Consider the following 16,376-nt stretch of genomic DNA (forward strand, 5'->3'; position numbering starts at 1 on the left):
CTGCGGGCCCGGCACGGCGGCGCCTGGAGCCGCGGCCGGGCTTGCAGCAGTACCCTCCCGCGGTGACGCCGGGAGGCCGTCGCAGGCGGTGAGCCACAGCGGAAGCGCCAGGGCGGCAGCGACCGCCACCCACCCAATCCGCCGCCCCCCGGTTGCCGTTTCTCTTGGCATGCTGCACCGCAATTCCATCCGGTTATTCCAGTGGATTAACGTTACGGCGGCCCTCCCCGGCGGAGATGTCCGTGCGGTACCGGTTGGGACAAGAGTTGGTCACGGCGGAGTGCGCCAGCAGGGCTTCGGCCCGGCGCCACCCGGACACAGCTGCGCCCGGCACACGAGGATGCGTGCCGGGCGCGGCCGGAGTTGCGCGGATGGCCCGCGCAGAAGGCTAGGCTGCCGGGGCTGCTGCTGACAGTGCGTCGAAGACGCCCTTGATCTGCTCCACAACTTCAGCGTCGTCCTTGGGGTGGATCTCGGCGAAGCGCACCATGGAGCCGGGGACGGCCAGCTTGACGTCCTCAATGACCTGCGCGCCGGCAATGCCGGCGGCCTTGCGGGCCTCGTCCTGCGCCCAGACTCCGCCGAACTGGCCAAAGGCGGTGCCGACGACGGCGGTGGGCTTGCCGGCAAGGGCGCCGGCGCCGAAGGGACGGGACAGCCAGTCGATGGCGTTCTTCAGCGGAGCGGGGACGGTGCCGTTGTACTCCGGGGTGACCAGCAGGATGGTGTCGGCTTCGCCGGCGGCGGCGCGCAGTGCGGCGGCAGCGGCGGGAACCTGGCCCTCGACGTCGATGTCCTCGTTGTAGAACGGGATGTTGCCCAGGCTGTCGTGGATCACGACGTCCACCTGGTCGGGGGCGTTGAGCTGGATGGCCTCGGCCAGCTGCTGGTTGGTGGACCCGGCACGCAGGCTGCCAACGAGGGTAAGGATGGTGCTCTTCGTCATAAAAACTCCTTGGTAGGGGCCGCGGGAGGGCCGCAGGCCTTGTCAAAGCTGGGGCATGTGATGCCTTCACCAGACTAAACGGACCATGGTCCGTTTATTATTCCCGGGGTCTAAACTGGGTCCTGTGACCTCCATCCCACTGCGCCCCGAGCCGACTCCCGCAGCGGCCGAACGCAGCGATGCCGCGCGGAACCGGGAGCGGCTCCTGCTCGCTGCAAGGGAGCTGATTGCCGACTGCGGCACCGAGGGGCTCACCATGGACCGCCTCGCGGAGCGGGCCGGGGTGGGCAAGGGGACGGTATTCCGCCGCTTCGGCAGCCGGGCCGGCCTGATGCTGACACTGCTCAACGACTCCGAGGCGGACTTCCAGGCGCGGTTCATGTTCGGCCCGCCGCCCCTTGGGCCCGGAGCTTCGGGCCTGGAGCGGCTCATCGCCTTCGGTGCTGAACGCATTGCCTACGTGGTGGAGTTCGGCGACTTGGTCCTGGCCGCCGAAAATGCCTCGCGGGGGAGGTTTGAAGTGCCCGCCGCGGCGCTTTGGCTCCGGCACATCGAGGTGCTGCTGAGGGATGAGGGGTTCGACGCCGACCCTTGGCTCATGGCGGGGTCGCTCAGCGCCGCCCTGGACCCCGAGCGCCTCCTCGACCTGGTCCGCCGGCACGGCGTTCCGCCGGAGCGGCTGGTGGATTCCTGGCGGGATCTTGTCACACGCGTGGTGGCGGCCGCCTAGGTTAGCGTCCGGGGCGGGATCAGTCCAGTCAAATCAACTTCACAGAGTTATTCATAACGATCTGATACGGGCGTGTCCTTTTCCGGGCATTGGCGGGCATCTTGCGTTTACGGCTGTGATAGTTTCCTCTGGAATGTGACCCGCAACATAGTCCATCAGGACCAGCCTGCAAGGGCTGCGGGAGCCAGCTACCCGCTGGCAACGAACTCCGGCGACGCGGCACAACCCCCGCCCAGCCGGGGAAGACGGAAGGACCATCGCGTGATTGTTGTTTTGCCCCGCATTCCGGCACACCGGCGGGCCTGGCTGTGTCCGCCGCAGCAGCACGTGGCGGCGAAGCAAAAGTAGCCGTCCCATGCTCAAGTACCTTGCCAAGCGCGGCATCACGTATGTGGTGATGATCTTCCTGACCACGTCCGCCGGATATTTCCTGGCCGTCAGCTCCCTCAAGCCGGCGCTGCTGGAGCAGGAACGCATCCCCCGGCCCACGCCTGAACAGGTGGCCAACTCGATGCGCCTGAAGGGCCTCGACCCGGACCTCAACGCCTGGGAGCGTTACGTCCAGTGGCTTACCGGCGTAGTCACCCGCTGGGACTGGGGCAGGAGCCCCAACGGCGCATTCATCAACGCCGAATTTGGTGACCGAGTGTGGATTTCCACCCGACTCTTCCTGGCCTCCATCATCCTCACGCTCGTTATTGGCGTTGCCCTCGGTGTGTACTCGGCCGCCCGGCAGTACAAATTCCAGGACCGCGTCATCACGTCCTACAGCTACCTCGCCTACATCGTCCCTGCGCCCATCGCCTACTTCCTGGTGCAGCTGGGGGCCATCAACATCAACGAGACGGTGGGCCAGCGCATCTTCTTCGTCACCGGCATCTCCACCCCGGGGATGGAGCCTGGCTGGGCGCAGATAGTGGACATGGCGGCCCACTATGCCGTCCCCACGGTGGCCATCACGCTGGTGGGCTGGGGCGCGTACCAGATTGCCCAGCGCCAATACCTCCTGGACAACGTCAACGCCGACTTCGTCCGGACCGCCCGCGCCAAGGGGCTCAGCAGGAACCAGGCCATTGCCCGGCACGCCCTCCGTGTCTCGTTCATCCCGGTGGCCCAGAGCATCGCCTTCACCATCCCGGCCATCTTCGCCGGCGGTTTCTTTGCCGAAAAGATCTTCGCCTGGCCCGGCGTCGGTTCCTGGAGCATTGACGCCATTTCCCTCCAGGACGTCAACGCCGCCACCGCCACCCTGGCGTACGGCTCGGTCATCTTCGCCCTGGGCGCCATCCTGGCCGACTTCGCAACCACCCTGGTTGACCCGAGAGTGCGGGTGCAGTAACCATGACAAACCTCAACGCAGTGGACCCAGCCGCAGTAGCGCAGGACGCGCACCTGGAGAGCGCCGACGTCGTCATCGGCAAGTCCACCATCATCTTCCGGCGCTTCATGCGGAACAAGACCGCCGTGGCCGGCCTGGTCATCTTCGTCGCGCTCACCGTTTTTTCCTTCGTGGGTGGCTTCTTTACCACCTGGGACAAGGAAACCATCGACCCCTTCAACATCGGCATGCCGCCATCGGCCGAGCACTTCCTGGGCACCTCACAGGCGGGAATCGACCTGTATGCGATGACCGTTGAAGGCACCCGCATCTCCATCCTGATCGGCCTGATCGTGGGACTGGTCTCGGTGCTGATCGCCGCGGTCTACGGCTGCACCATGGCCTACTTCGGGGGCAAGGTGGACAAGGTGATGCTCTTCATCCTCGAAGCGCTCATCATGATGCCGGCACTGCTCGTGGTTGCAGTCGCCACCAGCGGGGGCGGAGCCGGCCTCAAGCGCGACCTGCCGTCCTGGCTGCTGCTGATCATCGTCCTGCTCGTCTTCAGCTGGATGGGAACCGCCAGGCTGATCCGGTCCCTGTCCATGTCCCTGATGCAGCGCGACTTCGTGAAGGCGGCCCAGTACATGGGGGTCCCGCCGCGGCGGATCGTCTGGCGGCACCTGGTCCCCAACATCGGCTCCCTGCTGGTACTGGACATCACCCGCGGCGTCACCGGCGCCATCCTCGCCGAGGTGGCCTTCTCGTTCATCGGCATCGGCATCAAGGTTCCGGACGTCAGCCTGGGTGTCCTGATCGGCGGTGCCACCTCGCAGGTGCAGACCTTCCCGTGGATGTTCTGGGTGCCGCTGACGGTGATGTTCCTGCTCACCGGATCCCTGGCCATGATGAACGACGGCCTGCGGGACGCGTTCGACCCAAGTTCCAGTTCCACGGGCAAGGCCCGAAAGGCCAGGAAGATCCGTGCGGAGATGAGCAAATGAGCAGCGAAACCACTACCGGATCCGGAACCACCGCATCGGTCAACTCCACCGCAGACGCCGTCGAGCGGCTGCACATAGCTGGGCTCCACGCGCCCACTGACGCCGTGCTCTCCGTGCGGGACCTCAACGTCCGGTTCAACTCGGAGAACGGGGTGGTCCATGCCGTGCGTGGCGTGGACTTCGACCTGCTGCCGGGCAAGACGCTGGGCATCGTAGGCGAATCAGGCTCGGGGAAGTCCGTGACCTCGCTGGCTATCATGGGCCTGCTTCCGGAGACCGCCGAGGTCACCGGTTCGGTCCGGCTCAAGGGCCGCGAACTGCTGGGGCTCAGCGACAAGGCCATGTGCGAATACCGCGGCAATGAGCTGGCCATGGTCTTCCAGGACCCGCTGTCCTCCCTGACGCCCGTGTACACCGTGGGCACCCAGATCATCGAAGCGCTGACCATCCACAATCCCACCATGAGCAAGCAGGCCAAAGAAGCCCGCGCCGTCGAGCTCCTGGCCATGGTGGGGATCCCCAGCCCGAAGGACCGGCTGAAGGCCTTCCCGCACGAATTCTCCGGCGGCATGCGCCAGCGCGTAATGATCGCCATCGCCATTGCCAACAACCCCCGCGTGCTTATTGCGGATGAGCCGACGACGGCCCTGGACGTCACCATCCAGGCCCAGGTCCTCGAGGTGCTGCACACCGCGCAGGAGGAAACCGGTGCCGCCGTCGTGATGATCACGCACGACCTTGGCGTGGTGGCGGGCATGGCCGACGACATCATGGTGATGTACGCCGGAAAGCCCGTGGAAACCGGCGCGGTGGACGATATCTACTACAACCCCCGGATGCCCTACACGCTGGGCCTGCTCGGCGCCGTCCCCCGCGTGGACGTCTCGGAAAAGTCATCCCTGGTGCCCATCGACGGCATACCGCCGAACCTCCTGCACACCCCCACGGGATGCTCCTTCGCACCGCGCTGCCCGCTCGCCACAGAGGCCTGCCTGGAAGGGGAACCCGCCCTGGCGCCCGTCCCCGGCGTCGCCCTCCACCACGCCGCCTGCATCAAGTCGGAGGCCCTCGGCGGGGACGTGGACGTCCACGATATTTTCTCCGCTCCACCCGTTCCGGAATCCCGCTTCGACGCCATCCCGCGGGAAAACCGCTCAACAGTCCTCGAGCTCAAGGACGTGCGCAAGCACTTCCCGCTGACCAAGGGTGCGCTGCTCAAGAAGCGAATCGGCACCGTCAAGGCCGTGGACGGACTGAGCTTCGATGTCCGTGAAGGTGAATGCTTCTCCATCGTGGGCGAATCGGGTTCCGGAAAGACCACCACGCTGCTGGAAATCATGGAGTTCCACAAGGACCAGGACGGCGAGGTGGTGATCGGCGGCATCAGCAACAAGCAGGCCGCCGACACCAAGACCAAGAACGCCATGCGGCGCGAACTGCAGATGGTGTTCCAGGACCCCACCGGCGCCCTGGACCCGCGGTTCACCGTCTACGAGGTCCTCGCGGAACCGCTGCAGAACGCCGGCCTGGACCGCCAGGCCATCCGGAAACGGATCATGGAGCTGATGAAGCTCGTGGGCCTGCAGCCGGACCACGTGAACCGGTTCCCCAACCAGTTCTCCGGCGGCCAGCGCCAGCGCATCGGCATCGCCCGCGCGCTTGCGGTGAACCCCAAGCTGGTGGTGCTGGACGAGCCGGTCTCTGCGCTGGACGTTTCGGTACAGGCCGGGGTCATCAACCTGCTGGACAAGCTCCGCGCGGAACTGGGGCTGAGCTACCTCCTGGTGGCCCACGATCTCTCGGTTGTCCGGCACATCTCCAACCGCGTGGCGGTAATGTACCTGGGCAAGATCGTGGAGATCGGCGAGGTGGACCGCGTGTTCGACAACCCGCGGCACCCGTACACCCGCGCACTGCTCTCCGCCATCCCGGTGCCGGACCCCCACGTGGAACGCACCCGGGAACGCATCATCCTCAAGGGCGACCTCCCCTCGCCGCTGGATGCCCCCAAGGGCTGCAACTTTGCCACCCGCTGCCCGGTGTTTGCCGCCCTCCCCGCCGCGAAACAGGAAAAGTGCCTCACCCTGGAACCGCCGCTGGAAGCCGTGGCCCCGTCGTCGGCGGCCCAGGCGCTGGAACCTGCGGCACCTTCGCCGGATCAGCGTTTCGCCTGCTTCTTCCCTGACGGAGAACTGGACGAAGACATGCTGGTGAGCCACGACCAGGCGGAACACCATGCACCCTAGATTTAGCCGACCCACCCGCACCACTCGCATCAACGAAGGGAAAACCATGAGGAATCTGAACAGGATCGGCGGAGCTGCAGCCATTGCTGCTGCTCTGGCGCTGACGGCCTGCGGCAGTGGCGGCTCCACGGGGCCGGAGACAGCCAAGGGGCAGGAGGCGGGCAGCGACCTGTCCAAGCTGATCAGCATCAACGAAAAGCCGGCAGCAGATCTTGAGCAGGGCGGCAAGGTCACCCTTCCGCTGGGCAACATCGGCCCGGACTTCAACGGCTTCTCCAACAACGGCAACAGCGCGGACAACTCCGCCCTGCAGGTCCCCATCAACCCGGTTGCCATGAACAGCGGCGGCATGGGTGGCTGCTGGAAGGTCGACTTCACCGGAAAGGTCACGCCCAACACGGACTTCTGCGAGTCCGTAGAGAGCGAGGTCAAGGACGGCAAGCAGACCATCACCATCAAGGTCAATGACAAGGCCACTTACAACGACGGCACCCCCATCGATGTGAAGGCTTTCCAGAACACCTGGAACATCCTCAAGAGCCCGGACAACGGCTACGACATCGTCAGCTCCGGCGCCTACCAGTTCGTCGAGTCGGTAGAGGCCGGCAGCAGCGACAAGGAAGTCATCGTCAAGACCACGCAGCCGGTCTACCCCATTGACTCGCTCTTCTTCGGCCTGATCCACCCGGCCGTGAACACCCCGGAGATCTTCAACGAAGGCTTCAACGGCAACATGCACGCCGAGTGGATGGCCGGCCCGTTCAAGCTTGACCAGTACGACTCCGCTGCCAAGACGGTGACCCTTGTGCCCAACGACAAGTGGTGGGGCAAGAAGCCGGTCCTGGCCAACGTCACCTTCCGCCAGCTGGAGAGCAGCGCCCAGATCGCCGCCTTCAAGAACGGTGAAATCGACGCCGTCTCGGCCAACACCATCACGCCCTACAAGCAGCTGGAAGGCACCAAGGACGCAGACATCCGCCGCGGCCAGCGCCTGTTCGCCGGCGGCATGAACATCAATGCCCAGAAGGTCACCGACGTCGCCATCCGCGAAGCCATCTTCGCCGCCGTGGACCGCGAAGCCCTCCGCAAGGTCCGCTTCAACGGCCTCAACTGGGAAGAGCCCAGCTCCGGCTCCATGATGCTCCTGCCGTTCTCCGAGTACTACCAGGACAACTACCCCGTGAAGGAAACAGGTCCGGACGCTGCCAAGAAGGTCCTGACTGATGCCGGCTACACGGCCAACGCCAACGGCATCATGGAGAAGGACGGCAAGCCTGCCGCCTTCAAGATCAGCAACTTCGGTGACGATCCCACCACCCTGGCCTTCACCCAGACCCTGCAGAAGCAGCTGCAGGCCGGCGGCATGGACGTCGGAATCGACCAGCGTGCTTCCGCCGACTTCGGCAAGGTCATCGGCGGCCGCGACTTCGACATGAGCGTCTCGGGCTACACCGTAGGCCCGGACGCCACCGACGCCGTGAAGCAGTACTACGATTCCAAGACCAACGAGAACCAGCTGGGCGACGCCGAGCTGGACAAGAAGATCGCCGACCTCGCCTCCATCGAGGACAACGCCGAGCGCAACAAGGCGGCCATGGAGGTCGAAAAGGAGCACATGGCGAAGTACTTCTCCATGGGCGTGGTCATGAACGGCCCACAGATCTCCTTCGTCCGCACGGGCCTCGCCAACTACGGCCCGTCGCTGTTCCAGAGCCTGTCCCAGGTTCCGGACTGGACCACCCTGGGCTGGGAAAAGAAGTAATCCCGCCCGCCGCTTAGCCGCAGCCGGGGCCGGCGCCTCCCGAAAGGGGGACGCCGGCCCCGGCCGTTTAACCGACAGCGTTTAACCGATAGCCGGATTGCCGGTAGGCGGCGGTGCAGGACCCCGCAGCGGTGACACGCGCGCCGGAGTAGCGTTGGTGGCATGAGCGGAACTGAAGCTGAGCCACGCACCATCCGTACCGCCGTCGTCGGCTTTGGACTCTCCGGCAGCGTCTTTCACGCCCCCCTGCTGGACGCGGACAAGAGGTATTCGCTGGACATCGTGGCCACCTCAAACGCCGACCGCCAGGAGGCGGCGAAAGGCCGCTACCCGGGGGTCAAGACCGTCCGCGACGGCGAGGCGGTCCTGGAGCTGTCCGACGCCCTGGACCTGGTGGTGCTGGGAACCCCGCCGGCCACGCATTACCCGCTGGCCAAAGCGGCGCTGGAGGCCGGGCTGGACGTGGTGGTGGACAAACCGTTCGCCATCTCCAGCGAAGAAGGGCAGGAGTTGACCGGGCTGGCCCGCAAACTCGGGAGGGTCCTCACCGTCTTCCACAACCGGCGCTGGGACGGCGACTTCCTGACCCTGCGGAAACTGCTCGCCGCTGAGGCTGTGGGCGAAGTGACTCGGTTCGAATCACGTTTCGAGCGGTGGTCGCCCAACATCGCGAAGGCCTGGAAGGCGCGGGCCACGGCTGCCGAAGGCGGCGGTGCCCTGTTCGACCTTGGCAGCCACCTGATCGACCAGGCGCTGCAGCTCTTCGGCCCGGCCGACGTAGCCCACGCCGATCTGCAGGCCCGCCGCTCCGACGAGCGGGCCGACGACGACGTCTTCCTGGTGCTCCGCCACCACTCGGGGGTGGCCAGCCACCTCAGCATGAACATGCTCTGCGCGCAGCAGGCCCCGCGGTTCCGTGTGCTGGGCTCGGTGGGCGGCTTCACCAAGCACGGCGTGGACCCGCAGGAACCATTCATCGTGGCCGGCGGCAGCCCCCTGGACCAGGAGTACGGCGTGGAGGCACCCGAGTGGGCGGGCCTCCTGGGGCGCGACGGCCACCTGGACCGGCTTCCCACCGAACGCGGCAACTACCCCGGGTTCTACCGCCTCCTGGCAGACAAGATCCTCGACGGCGGAGCAGAGTCATCCCTGCCCCTCCCTGTAGACCCGGAGGACGCGTTGGAGGTCCTCAAAATCATCGAGAGCGCGAGGAAAGTGGCCGCGCCCAAGGCTTAACCACGAAAGCTGGGCGACAGACATCCGGCAGCGTGCGTCAGAGCGACGAAGGAGCAGCACGCAGAGGATGTGTGTCGCCCAGTGCAGCGGGCGAGGAGACTTAGGCCGAGACGAGCTCGTGCCAGTCGGAAACCAGGGGCAGGTTGTGTGCCTCGGACACGGAGTGGTGGGCCACGTGTCCGGCGGCGATGTTGAGGCCGGCCGCGAGGGCGGGATCGCGGTCGAAGGCTGCCTTGACGCCCAGGTTCGCGAGGGACACGGCGTAGCGCAGCGTGACGTTGGTCAGCGCGTAGGTGGAGGTGTTCGGGACGGCACCGGGCATGTTGGCCACGCAGTAGAAGATCGTGTTGTGGACCTTGTACGTGGGTTCCTGGTGCGTGGTGGGGTGGGTGTCCTCGAAGCAGCCGCCCTGGTCCACGGCGATGTCCACCAGGACCGAGCCGGGCTTCATGCGGGCAACGAGGTCGTTCGTGACCAGCTTGGGGGCCTTGGCGCCGGGGATCAGCACGGAGCCGATCACCAGGTCGGCGTCCACTACGGACTTTTCGATCTCGTAGGCGTTGGAGGCCACGGTCTTCAGCCGGCCCTGGTACTGGGCGTCCAGTTCGCGGAGGCGGTTGATGTTGATGTCCAGGATAGTGACATCGGCACCCAGGCCCAGGGCCATGGCGGCGGCGTTGGTGCCGGCCACACCTGCGCCGAGGACAACAACCTTGGCGGGGCGGACGCCGGGAACGCCGCCCAGCAGGACGCCCTTGCCGCCGGCGGGAGCCATCAGGGAGGAGGCGCCCACCTGGACGGACAGCCGGCCGGCAACCTCGGACATGGGGGCGAGCAGCGGGAGGGTGCGGCCCTCCTGGACGGTCTCGTAGGCAATGGCGGTGACGCCGGAGTTGATCAGCTCCTGGGTGAGCTCGGGCTCGGCGGCCAGGTGCAGGTACGTGAAGAGGATCAGGCCCTTGCGGAACCGGTGGTACTCAGCCTTGACGGGCTCCTTGACCTTCATCACCATGTCCGCGCGGGACCAGACGTCATCGGCTTCGGTGACGATCTCGGCGCCGGCGATGGCGTATTCCTCATCGGTGATGCCGGAGCCCAGGCCCGCGCCGCGCTCCACCAGCACCGAGTGGCCGTGGGTGCGGAATTCGTGCACGCCGGCTGCGGTGATGGCGACGCGGAACTCGTTGTTCTTGATTTCTTTCGGGACACCGATGATCATCGTGGGCTCCAGGTTCTCGGCGGGTAAGCCGGAAAGTGCGGAAGGTTTTCGTGTTTCCACGATAAATCCGCTGTGAGCCAGCCGACATTGGCCGCGGTAGGGCCTGGTGGCGGGATCCCCGGAATTCCGGGAAATCCGCTCCTCTGAGATAGACATTTGTCGAGGGTGGGAGCGTCAGGTGTCGCCTGTTGTCCGTTCGTGCCCACGGGCTGGCGGGCAGTAATGTTGGCGCATGCAGCAGCAGGGTGTGGAACAGCTCGTGGAGCAGGTGGCGCAGAAGCTGGGCCGCGGCCTTTCGCTGGAGGACCTGGACGGCCTGCTCCTCGCGTACAGCTCCAACCAGTCCCATGCGGACCGGGTTCGCGTGAACTTCCTGCTCAGCAAAAAGGTGCCGGCGGACGTGAGCGCATGGCAGCTCTCGCAGGGCATCGCCACTGCCGTGCGGCCGGTGGTGGTGCCGGCTAATCCGGACCTGGGCATGCTGGGCCGCGTCTGCGTCCCCCTGATGGTGCGCGGCTTCCGCGTGGGCTATTTGTGGGTGCAGCAGGATTCGGCGGAGGAGAGCCCGACGGCGATCCTCACCCAGCTGCCGGCGGTGAACCATGAGCTGGAGCTGCTGTCCGGGCTCCTGCTGGACTCCAACACGGCCGAGTCCGAGTTCCGGCGCAGCCGTGAACGCGAGTTCCTGTCCGCCTGCTCCGGCGAACCGAATGCCGTGGCCGCAGTCGCCGGCTGGAAGGAAGTCCAGGGCCGCGGGCCGTGGCAGATGGTCACCGTGCTGGACGCCGATGGCTGGGCCAGCGGCCCGGACCCCATCGCCTCCACCCTGATCCACCGGTCCACTGCACTGCAGGCCACCGTGGGCGTGGACGCAGCACTGTTCAGTGCCGGCACGGAGACCCATTCGGTGGTGCTGTTCCGCGAGCTGTCCGGCCGGGCCAACCATGCGCAGGTCCTGGTGCACTACCAGCTGGAGCTGGCCAAGCGGTCCGGCCGGCCGGTGCACCGCATCATCCTTGGCATCAGTGAAGGGTTCACCCGGACCCGCCAGCTGGGCGAGGCGTACCGGCAGTCGAAGCTCGCAGCCCAGGCGGCCGCCGTCGACCCCCAACTGGGTGAGCTGGTGGACTGCCGGTCCACCGGCGTTTACCAGCTGCTGGCCTCCGCCGGAGGCGGGGTGGGTGCCTGGGCCGATTCGGGGTCCGTGTACTTCCGGATGCTCGAAGACCATGACCGGAACAGCGAACTCATTCCGGTGCTGGAACTCCTTTACGACAACGATGGTTCCGTCCAGGACGTGGCCACGAAGCTCCATCTGCACCGGAGCAGCATCTACAACCGGCTGGGCAGGATCCGCCAACTCCTGGGCGTGGACCCGCTAAGGGGGCTGCCCCGGTTGGAGCTGCACGCCGCCCTGAAGATGCGCCGGTGGGCTGCCCGGCCCAGGATCTAGCGGCGGGCCCGCCCGGAGGTCGCCGCCACGAAGGAGGTGATCGCCTCTGCCACCTGCCGGGACCGGAGGTGCTGGACCACATGGCCCGCTCCCGGGATTTCCACGAAGTGCCCATGCGGCGCCGCAGCAGACAACCGGCGTGACCATTCAGGGCCGGCAACCTGGTCCTGCCCGCCGCGCAGCACCAGGACGGGAATGTCGATGCCGGCCACGCACTTCTCGGTGGGGTAGTCCATCATCACCGGAACTTCGGTGAAGTACCAGCGCGGGCCGCAGCGGAAGTAGTCAGACATAACTGTCCAGTTGGACGCCGCCGATTCGCGCAGGAGCGCATCCAGCAGCAGGGCGACACCCTGGCGTGTGACAGTCCTGTGGCGTTCGTCGACCACGGGGCCCATCAGCACCAGCTGCCGCACCCGGTCCGGCGCGTGACGGGCCGCCTCAATGCTGAACTGAACGCCCATTGAATGGCCCACCAGGATGTAGGATTCGATGCCGCTGGATTCGAGGGTTTCGGCAATGAAGGCGCCGTAGTCCTCCACGGGCAGCTGCCGCGCGGGCCGGGGCGTTCCGCCGAACCCGGGCAGATCCATGGAATACGTGGGCGCGGTGGCGGCCAGCAGATGGTGCAACCGCCGAAGGTAGCGGTGCGAAGCGCCGATTCCGTGGATCAGGATATATGCCGGCCCTCCGTTGGCCGGCACTGCGCCGTGCGAGGGCGGCGGCGTGCCGTCCGCCCAGAAGATCCGGCCGGACAGGCCGCGTGCTTCAACTGCCGAGGACCGCAGGGGGACCGTCATCGGTGCCCTGCGCTGCCGTCGGCAACACCGGACGCGCCGGAACCGCCGGCGCTGCCTGTGGCCACGCTGTCCGGCGCCGGGCCGTCCGCACGTGCACTGTTGGTGCCGGCGGCATGTGTGCCGCCGTCCGCCGCGGCCTCGCGTTCCTTCCGCCGCTGGGTCTCCAGCCAGGCCAGGATGGCGCTCTGCCGGATCCGCCGGTGGGTACCCCGGTATTCCACGGGGATTTCGCCGCGGTCCGTCATGTTGCGCAGGTACGTGTGGGAAATGCCGGCCAGTTCAGCGGCCCGGGAGGTGGTCAGCATTTCCTCCACGCTGCTGACGGTCACCGCCTCGCCGCGGCTGAGCCGTGCCAGGAGGTCCACGACGGCGTCCCTTGCCTGGGCGGGCAGACGGTGGACGGTGCCGTCCACAAAGACGGTGATGTCGTCGCTGTCCCGCAGGGCGCGGGCGAGGCCGCCGGCATCTTCTGCGGGCAGTCCGGCTGTCACGCGGGGGGCTATCAGTGCCATACAGGAAGCCTAACGCTCCGTTGCAGCGGTTCCCTGCCGGGCACAGGGCCGGCCTCGCGGGGTTGGGTGTGGAACCCATCGAAAAAGGAAGTGGGGGGCGGCCAAAAGAAAGCGTTGACACGGCGTTAGTAACGCGCGTAACCTCAATCACACGATCCAAGTAACGCGCGTTACCCACAAGGTGGCCGCGGTACAGGAAACACCTCACCACGCAGAAGCTGGCACGGCCCAGTCGACGAAGACCCGGAGCATTCAATGGCGAAAAGCACCACACCCCAGCAGTCCGCCGCCGTGCGGCAGCGGGGCGTCACCATGAATGACGTCGCCAAGCACGCCGGCGTTTCCCGGACAGCCGTTTCGTTCGTCCTGAGCAACCGCGAAAACGCCAGCATTTCCGAGGAAACCCGCACCCGGATCAACGAGGCCGTCCAGGAACTGGGTTACCGGCCCAACGCCGGCGCCCGTGCACTGGCATCCCAGCGCAGCGGCTGGTACGGCATTGTCACCGAGATCGTCACGGCCCCGTTCGCCGTCGACATCATCAAAGGTGCCCAGGACCAGGCCTGGCTTGACCGCCGGTTCCTGCTCATCGCGCCCTCCGACCAGGCCGATGCCGTAGGACCCAACCAGGGCCTGGAAGATGCTGCGACGGAGAAGCTGTTGGAACAACGAGTGGAGGGACTTCTGTACGCAGCCACCTTCCACCGGGGCGTCCACGTTCCGGAAAGCGCCAATGAAGTACCCACTGTCCTGATCAACTGTTTCGACGCTGATGGAAAGCTGCCCTCGATCGTCCCTGACGAGCGTGCGGGTGGCCGGGTGGCCGTCGAACGGTTGCTCAAGGCCGGCCACACGCGGATAGGAGTTATCAACCTTGACCCGGTGATTCCTGCTGCAGTGGGGCGGTTGGAAGGTGCACGCGAAGCACTGGCCGCCGCCGGACTGGACCTGGATCCGGAACTGGTGGTGTCCGGATACGCGACGGCCGACGGCGGCTACGAGGCCGCCGGCCGGATCCTGGACCGGTACCAGGGGGAGCGCAGGCCAACGGCACTGTTCTGCCTCAACGACCGCATGGCGATGGGCGCCTATGACGCCATCAAGGAACGGGGCCTGACCATCCCCGGAGACATCGCCGTGATCGGCTTCGACAACCAGGAACTGATTGCGGCCTACCTGCGGCCCAAACTGACCACCGTTGCGTTGCCGTTCGAAAAAATGGGAGCCCTGGGAGTCCAGACGCTCGCCGCCCTTACAGCAGGACAGCCGATCATTGCCGACCAGCAACTGGTCGACTGTCCGCTGCTAGAACGCTCTTCGGTCTGACCGCGAAATCAAGTTCCGAAGAGCAAAACCCCTAACCCACCCTTCACCTCGCTGATGAAGACAGGAAAGAGACATCCATCATGACACAACCCCGATTCTTCCGGGCTGCCCGGATCACGGCTGCTGGCCTGGCCGTGGGAGCGATGCTGCTGACCGGCTGCGCGGCCAACACCAACAAGGCAAACAGCACCGACGCCGGCTCCAACGCGAGTGCGCTGCTCACCATCCCGCGTGAGGACATGGGCACGTTCGTGCAGAACTTCAACCCCTTCGCCCCCACCGTGAACCCCATGGTCCAGCAGTCCATCTACGAATCGCTGCTGATCTTCAACCCGGCCAACGGGGACACGGTGCCGTGGCTCGCCACCGAGTGGAAAGCCGCCGACGACGGCAAGTCCGTCACGTTCACGCTGCGCGACGGCGTGAAGTGGTCCGACGGGCAGCCCCTGGTGGCCCACGACGTGGCCTACACGTTCGAGCTGCAGAAGAAGATCAAGGGCGGGTTCGAATACCTCGACGGCGTCACCGCCGAAGGCAACAAGGTCACGTTCAACTTCAACAAGCCGTGGTCCCCGGCGCTTTACGACGTCGGCCAGCTCACCATCCTGCCCAAGCACATCTGGTCCACGCTCGCCGACCCCGAAAAGGAGGCGAACGCCAAGCCCGTGGGAACCGGTCCCTACACCGAGGTGGACAGCTTCCAGGCGCAGTCCTTCGTGCTGAAGAAGAACCCCAACTACTGGCAGCCGGAGAAACAGAAGATCGCCGGCATCAAGATGCTCGCCTTCGCCGGCAACGACGGCGCCAACCTTGCCGCGGCCAACGGCGATGTGGACTGGGCACCGCAGTACATCCCGAACATTGAAAAGACGTTCGTCTCCAAGGACAAGGACCACCGCCAGTACTGGTTCCCGCCCACGGGCGCCATGATCAACTGGCAGCTCAACACCACCAAGGCACCGTTCAACGACGTTGACGTCCGCAAGGCACTGAGCATGGCCGTGGACCGGGACCAGGTCACCAAGATCGGCATGAGCGGCTACGCCCAGCCGGCCGACTGCACGGGCCTGTCCGGCAACTACGAGACCTGGAAGAGCAGCGAGGTCAAGGACAACTGCACCTGGACCAACCACGACGTGCAAAAGGCCAACGAGCTGCTGGACAAGGCCGGCTACGCCAAGGGCGCGGACGGCAAGCGCACCCTCAAGGACGGCAAGCCGTTCGAGTTCAAGATCTCCGTGGGAGCCTCCTCCTCCGACTGGCTGTCCGTAGCCAACGTGATCGCCCAGAACCTTGCAGAGGTGGGGGTGACCGCCAAGGTGGATTCCCCTGACTGGGCCGCCGTGGTGGCAGGCTACGAAACGGGCACCTTCGATTCCGGCATCGTCTGGAGCGCCAACGATCCCAGCCCGTACAAGTACTTCAACACCGCCATGGGCTCGGCAACCGTGAAGCCGGTGGGCACCAAGACGTTCGACAACTACCACCGCTTCGGCGACGCGAAGGCCGACGCCCTGCTGGCCCAGTTCGCCGCGGAATCCGACGAGTCCAAGCAGAAGGACCTCGCCAACAAGCTCCAGGAAGAGTACAGCGACGCCGCTCCGCTGGTGCCGCTCTTCTCCGGCCCGGAGTGGGGCGCCTTCAACGACACCCGCTTCACCGGCTGGCCCACCCAGGACAACCCCTACGCCACCCTCTCGGTCCGCGCCCCCACCACGGTGCTGGTGCTGACCTCGCTGGAACCGCGTAAGTAGTCCCTACCGCCGCCCTAACCTCGCTTCGCTTCGGCCAGGGAACCCAGGCGGCGTGGGCCCATCCACCGCC

The 16,376-nt window shown here is 66.1% G+C and carries 12 protein-coding genes and 1 pseudogene; 9 read left to right on the forward strand and 4 right to left on the reverse strand.

Going from position 1 to position 16,376, the window contains the following annotated elements:
• Nucleotides 1-388: 388 nt before the first annotated feature.
• Nucleotides 389-946 (reverse strand): NAD(P)H-dependent oxidoreductase, encoded by a 558-nt coding sequence (locus UC32_RS13475; protein WP_045731716.1) that lies wholly within the window; start codon nt 944-946, stop codon nt 389-391.
• A 124-nt stretch (nt 947-1,070) separates the two neighbouring features.
• Here UC32_RS13475 and UC32_RS13480 point away from each other — a divergent pair, with 124 nt between their 5' ends.
• The 6 genes from UC32_RS13480 (at nt 1,071) to UC32_RS13505 (ending at nt 9,242) form a co-directional block, all read left to right on the forward strand.
• Nucleotides 1,071-1,676, forward strand: a complete 606-nt coding sequence (locus tag UC32_RS13480; protein WP_045731717.1) for a TetR/AcrR family transcriptional regulator — start codon at nt 1,071-1,073, stop codon at nt 1,674-1,676.
• A 355-nt stretch (nt 1,677-2,031) separates the two neighbouring features.
• Nucleotides 2,032-3,015, forward strand: a complete 984-nt coding sequence (locus UC32_RS13485) for an ABC transporter permease (protein ID WP_045731718.1) — start codon at nt 2,032-2,034, stop codon at nt 3,013-3,015.
• Between the two features lie 2 nt (nt 3,016-3,017).
• Nucleotides 3,018-3,998: an ABC transporter permease gene (locus tag UC32_RS13490; protein WP_045731719.1), complete on the forward strand. Its 981-nt coding sequence runs from the start codon at nt 3,018-3,020 to the stop codon at nt 3,996-3,998.
• Nucleotides 3,995-6,244, forward strand: coding sequence for an ABC transporter ATP-binding protein (locus tag UC32_RS13495; protein WP_045731720.1), 2,250 nt, complete (start codon nt 3,995-3,997; stop codon nt 6,242-6,244). The genes UC32_RS13490 and UC32_RS13495 overlap by 4 nt, the downstream gene beginning before the upstream one ends.
• Nucleotides 6,245-6,290: 46 nt before the next feature.
• The gene (locus UC32_RS13500; protein ID WP_045731721.1) at nt 6,291-8,006 is read left to right on the forward strand and encodes an ABC transporter family substrate-binding protein; all 1,716 of its coding nucleotides are present in this window, start codon (nt 6,291-6,293) and stop codon (nt 8,004-8,006) included.
• Between the two features lie 162 nt (nt 8,007-8,168).
• Entirely contained in the window at nt 8,169-9,242 is a 1,074-nt protein-coding gene (locus tag UC32_RS13505) for a Gfo/Idh/MocA family protein (RefSeq protein WP_045731722.1), read from the forward strand.
• A 100-nt stretch (nt 9,243-9,342) separates the two neighbouring features.
• Here the strand turns inward: UC32_RS13505 and ald are convergent, their stop codons facing one another.
• A complete protein-coding gene (gene ald, locus UC32_RS13510; protein WP_015938949.1) occupies nt 9,343-10,461 on the reverse strand; it encodes an alanine dehydrogenase in 1,119 nt (372 codons plus the stop codon).
• A gap of 232 nt (nt 10,462-10,693) precedes the next feature.
• On the opposite strand from ald, the gene UC32_RS13515 reads away from it, so the two are divergent.
• Nucleotides 10,694-11,914, forward strand: coding sequence for a PucR family transcriptional regulator (locus UC32_RS13515; protein WP_045731723.1), 1,221 nt, complete (start codon nt 10,694-10,696; stop codon nt 11,912-11,914).
• Here the strand turns inward: UC32_RS13515 and UC32_RS13520 are convergent.
• Both UC32_RS13520 and UC32_RS13525 read right to left on the reverse strand, forming a co-directional pair.
• Nucleotides 11,911-12,714, reverse strand: a complete 804-nt coding sequence (locus UC32_RS13520) for an alpha/beta fold hydrolase (protein ID WP_045731724.1) — start codon at nt 12,712-12,714, stop codon at nt 11,911-11,913. The two genes, UC32_RS13515 and UC32_RS13520, sit on opposite strands and share 4 nt — an antisense overlap.
• Nucleotides 12,715-12,833: 119 nt before the next feature.
• Nucleotides 12,834-13,226: pseudogene (locus tag UC32_RS13525) on the reverse strand (helix-turn-helix domain-containing protein); the annotation flags it as partial.
• 255 nt (nt 13,227-13,481) lie between these two features.
• On the opposite strand from UC32_RS13525, the gene UC32_RS13530 reads away from it, so the two are divergent.
• Nucleotides 13,482-14,552, forward strand: a complete 1,071-nt coding sequence (locus tag UC32_RS13530; RefSeq protein WP_045731725.1) for a LacI family DNA-binding transcriptional regulator — start codon at nt 13,482-13,484, stop codon at nt 14,550-14,552.
• Nucleotides 14,553-14,632: 80 nt separating this feature from the next.
• On the forward strand, nt 14,633-16,306 hold the full coding sequence (locus tag UC32_RS13535; protein ID WP_045731726.1) for an ABC transporter substrate-binding protein: 1,674 nt from the start codon (nt 14,633-14,635) through the stop codon (nt 16,304-16,306).
• Nucleotides 16,307-16,376 lie beyond the last annotated feature (70 nt).

The sequence above is a fragment of the Pseudarthrobacter chlorophenolicus genome, from assembly GCF_000962805.1.
Classification (GTDB): Bacteria; Actinomycetota; Actinomycetes; order Actinomycetales; family Micrococcaceae; genus Arthrobacter; species Arthrobacter chlorophenolicus_A.

Excerpts from the sequence above, each read along its gene's own strand:
- ald (WP_015938949.1), bottom strand. The coding sequence starts at position 10,461 with ATGATCATCGGTGTCCCGAAAGAAATCAAGAACAACGAGTTCCGCGTC.
- UC32_RS13520 (WP_045731724.1), bottom strand. The coding sequence starts at position 12,714 with ATGACGGTCCCCCTGCGGTCCTCGGCAGTTGAAGCACGCGGCCTGTCC.
- UC32_RS13530 (WP_045731725.1), top strand. The coding sequence starts at position 13,482 with ATGGCGAAAAGCACCACACCCCAGCAGTCCGCCGCCGTGCGGCAGCGG.
- UC32_RS13485 (WP_045731718.1), top strand. The coding sequence starts at position 2,032 with ATGCTCAAGTACCTTGCCAAGCGCGGCATCACGTATGTGGTGATGATC.
- UC32_RS13515 (WP_045731723.1), top strand. The coding sequence starts at position 10,694 with ATGCAGCAGCAGGGTGTGGAACAGCTCGTGGAGCAGGTGGCGCAGAAG.
- UC32_RS13490 (WP_045731719.1), top strand. The coding sequence starts at position 3,018 with ATGACAAACCTCAACGCAGTGGACCCAGCCGCAGTAGCGCAGGACGCG.
- UC32_RS13495 (WP_045731720.1), top strand. The coding sequence starts at position 3,995 with ATGAGCAGCGAAACCACTACCGGATCCGGAACCACCGCATCGGTCAAC.
- UC32_RS13505 (WP_045731722.1), top strand. The coding sequence starts at position 8,169 with ATGAGCGGAACTGAAGCTGAGCCACGCACCATCCGTACCGCCGTCGTC.
- UC32_RS13500 (WP_045731721.1), top strand. The coding sequence starts at position 6,291 with ATGAGGAATCTGAACAGGATCGGCGGAGCTGCAGCCATTGCTGCTGCT.
- UC32_RS13535 (WP_045731726.1), top strand. The coding sequence starts at position 14,633 with ATGACACAACCCCGATTCTTCCGGGCTGCCCGGATCACGGCTGCTGGC.
- UC32_RS13475 (WP_045731716.1), bottom strand. The coding sequence starts at position 946 with ATGACGAAGAGCACCATCCTTACCCTCGTTGGCAGCCTGCGTGCCGGG.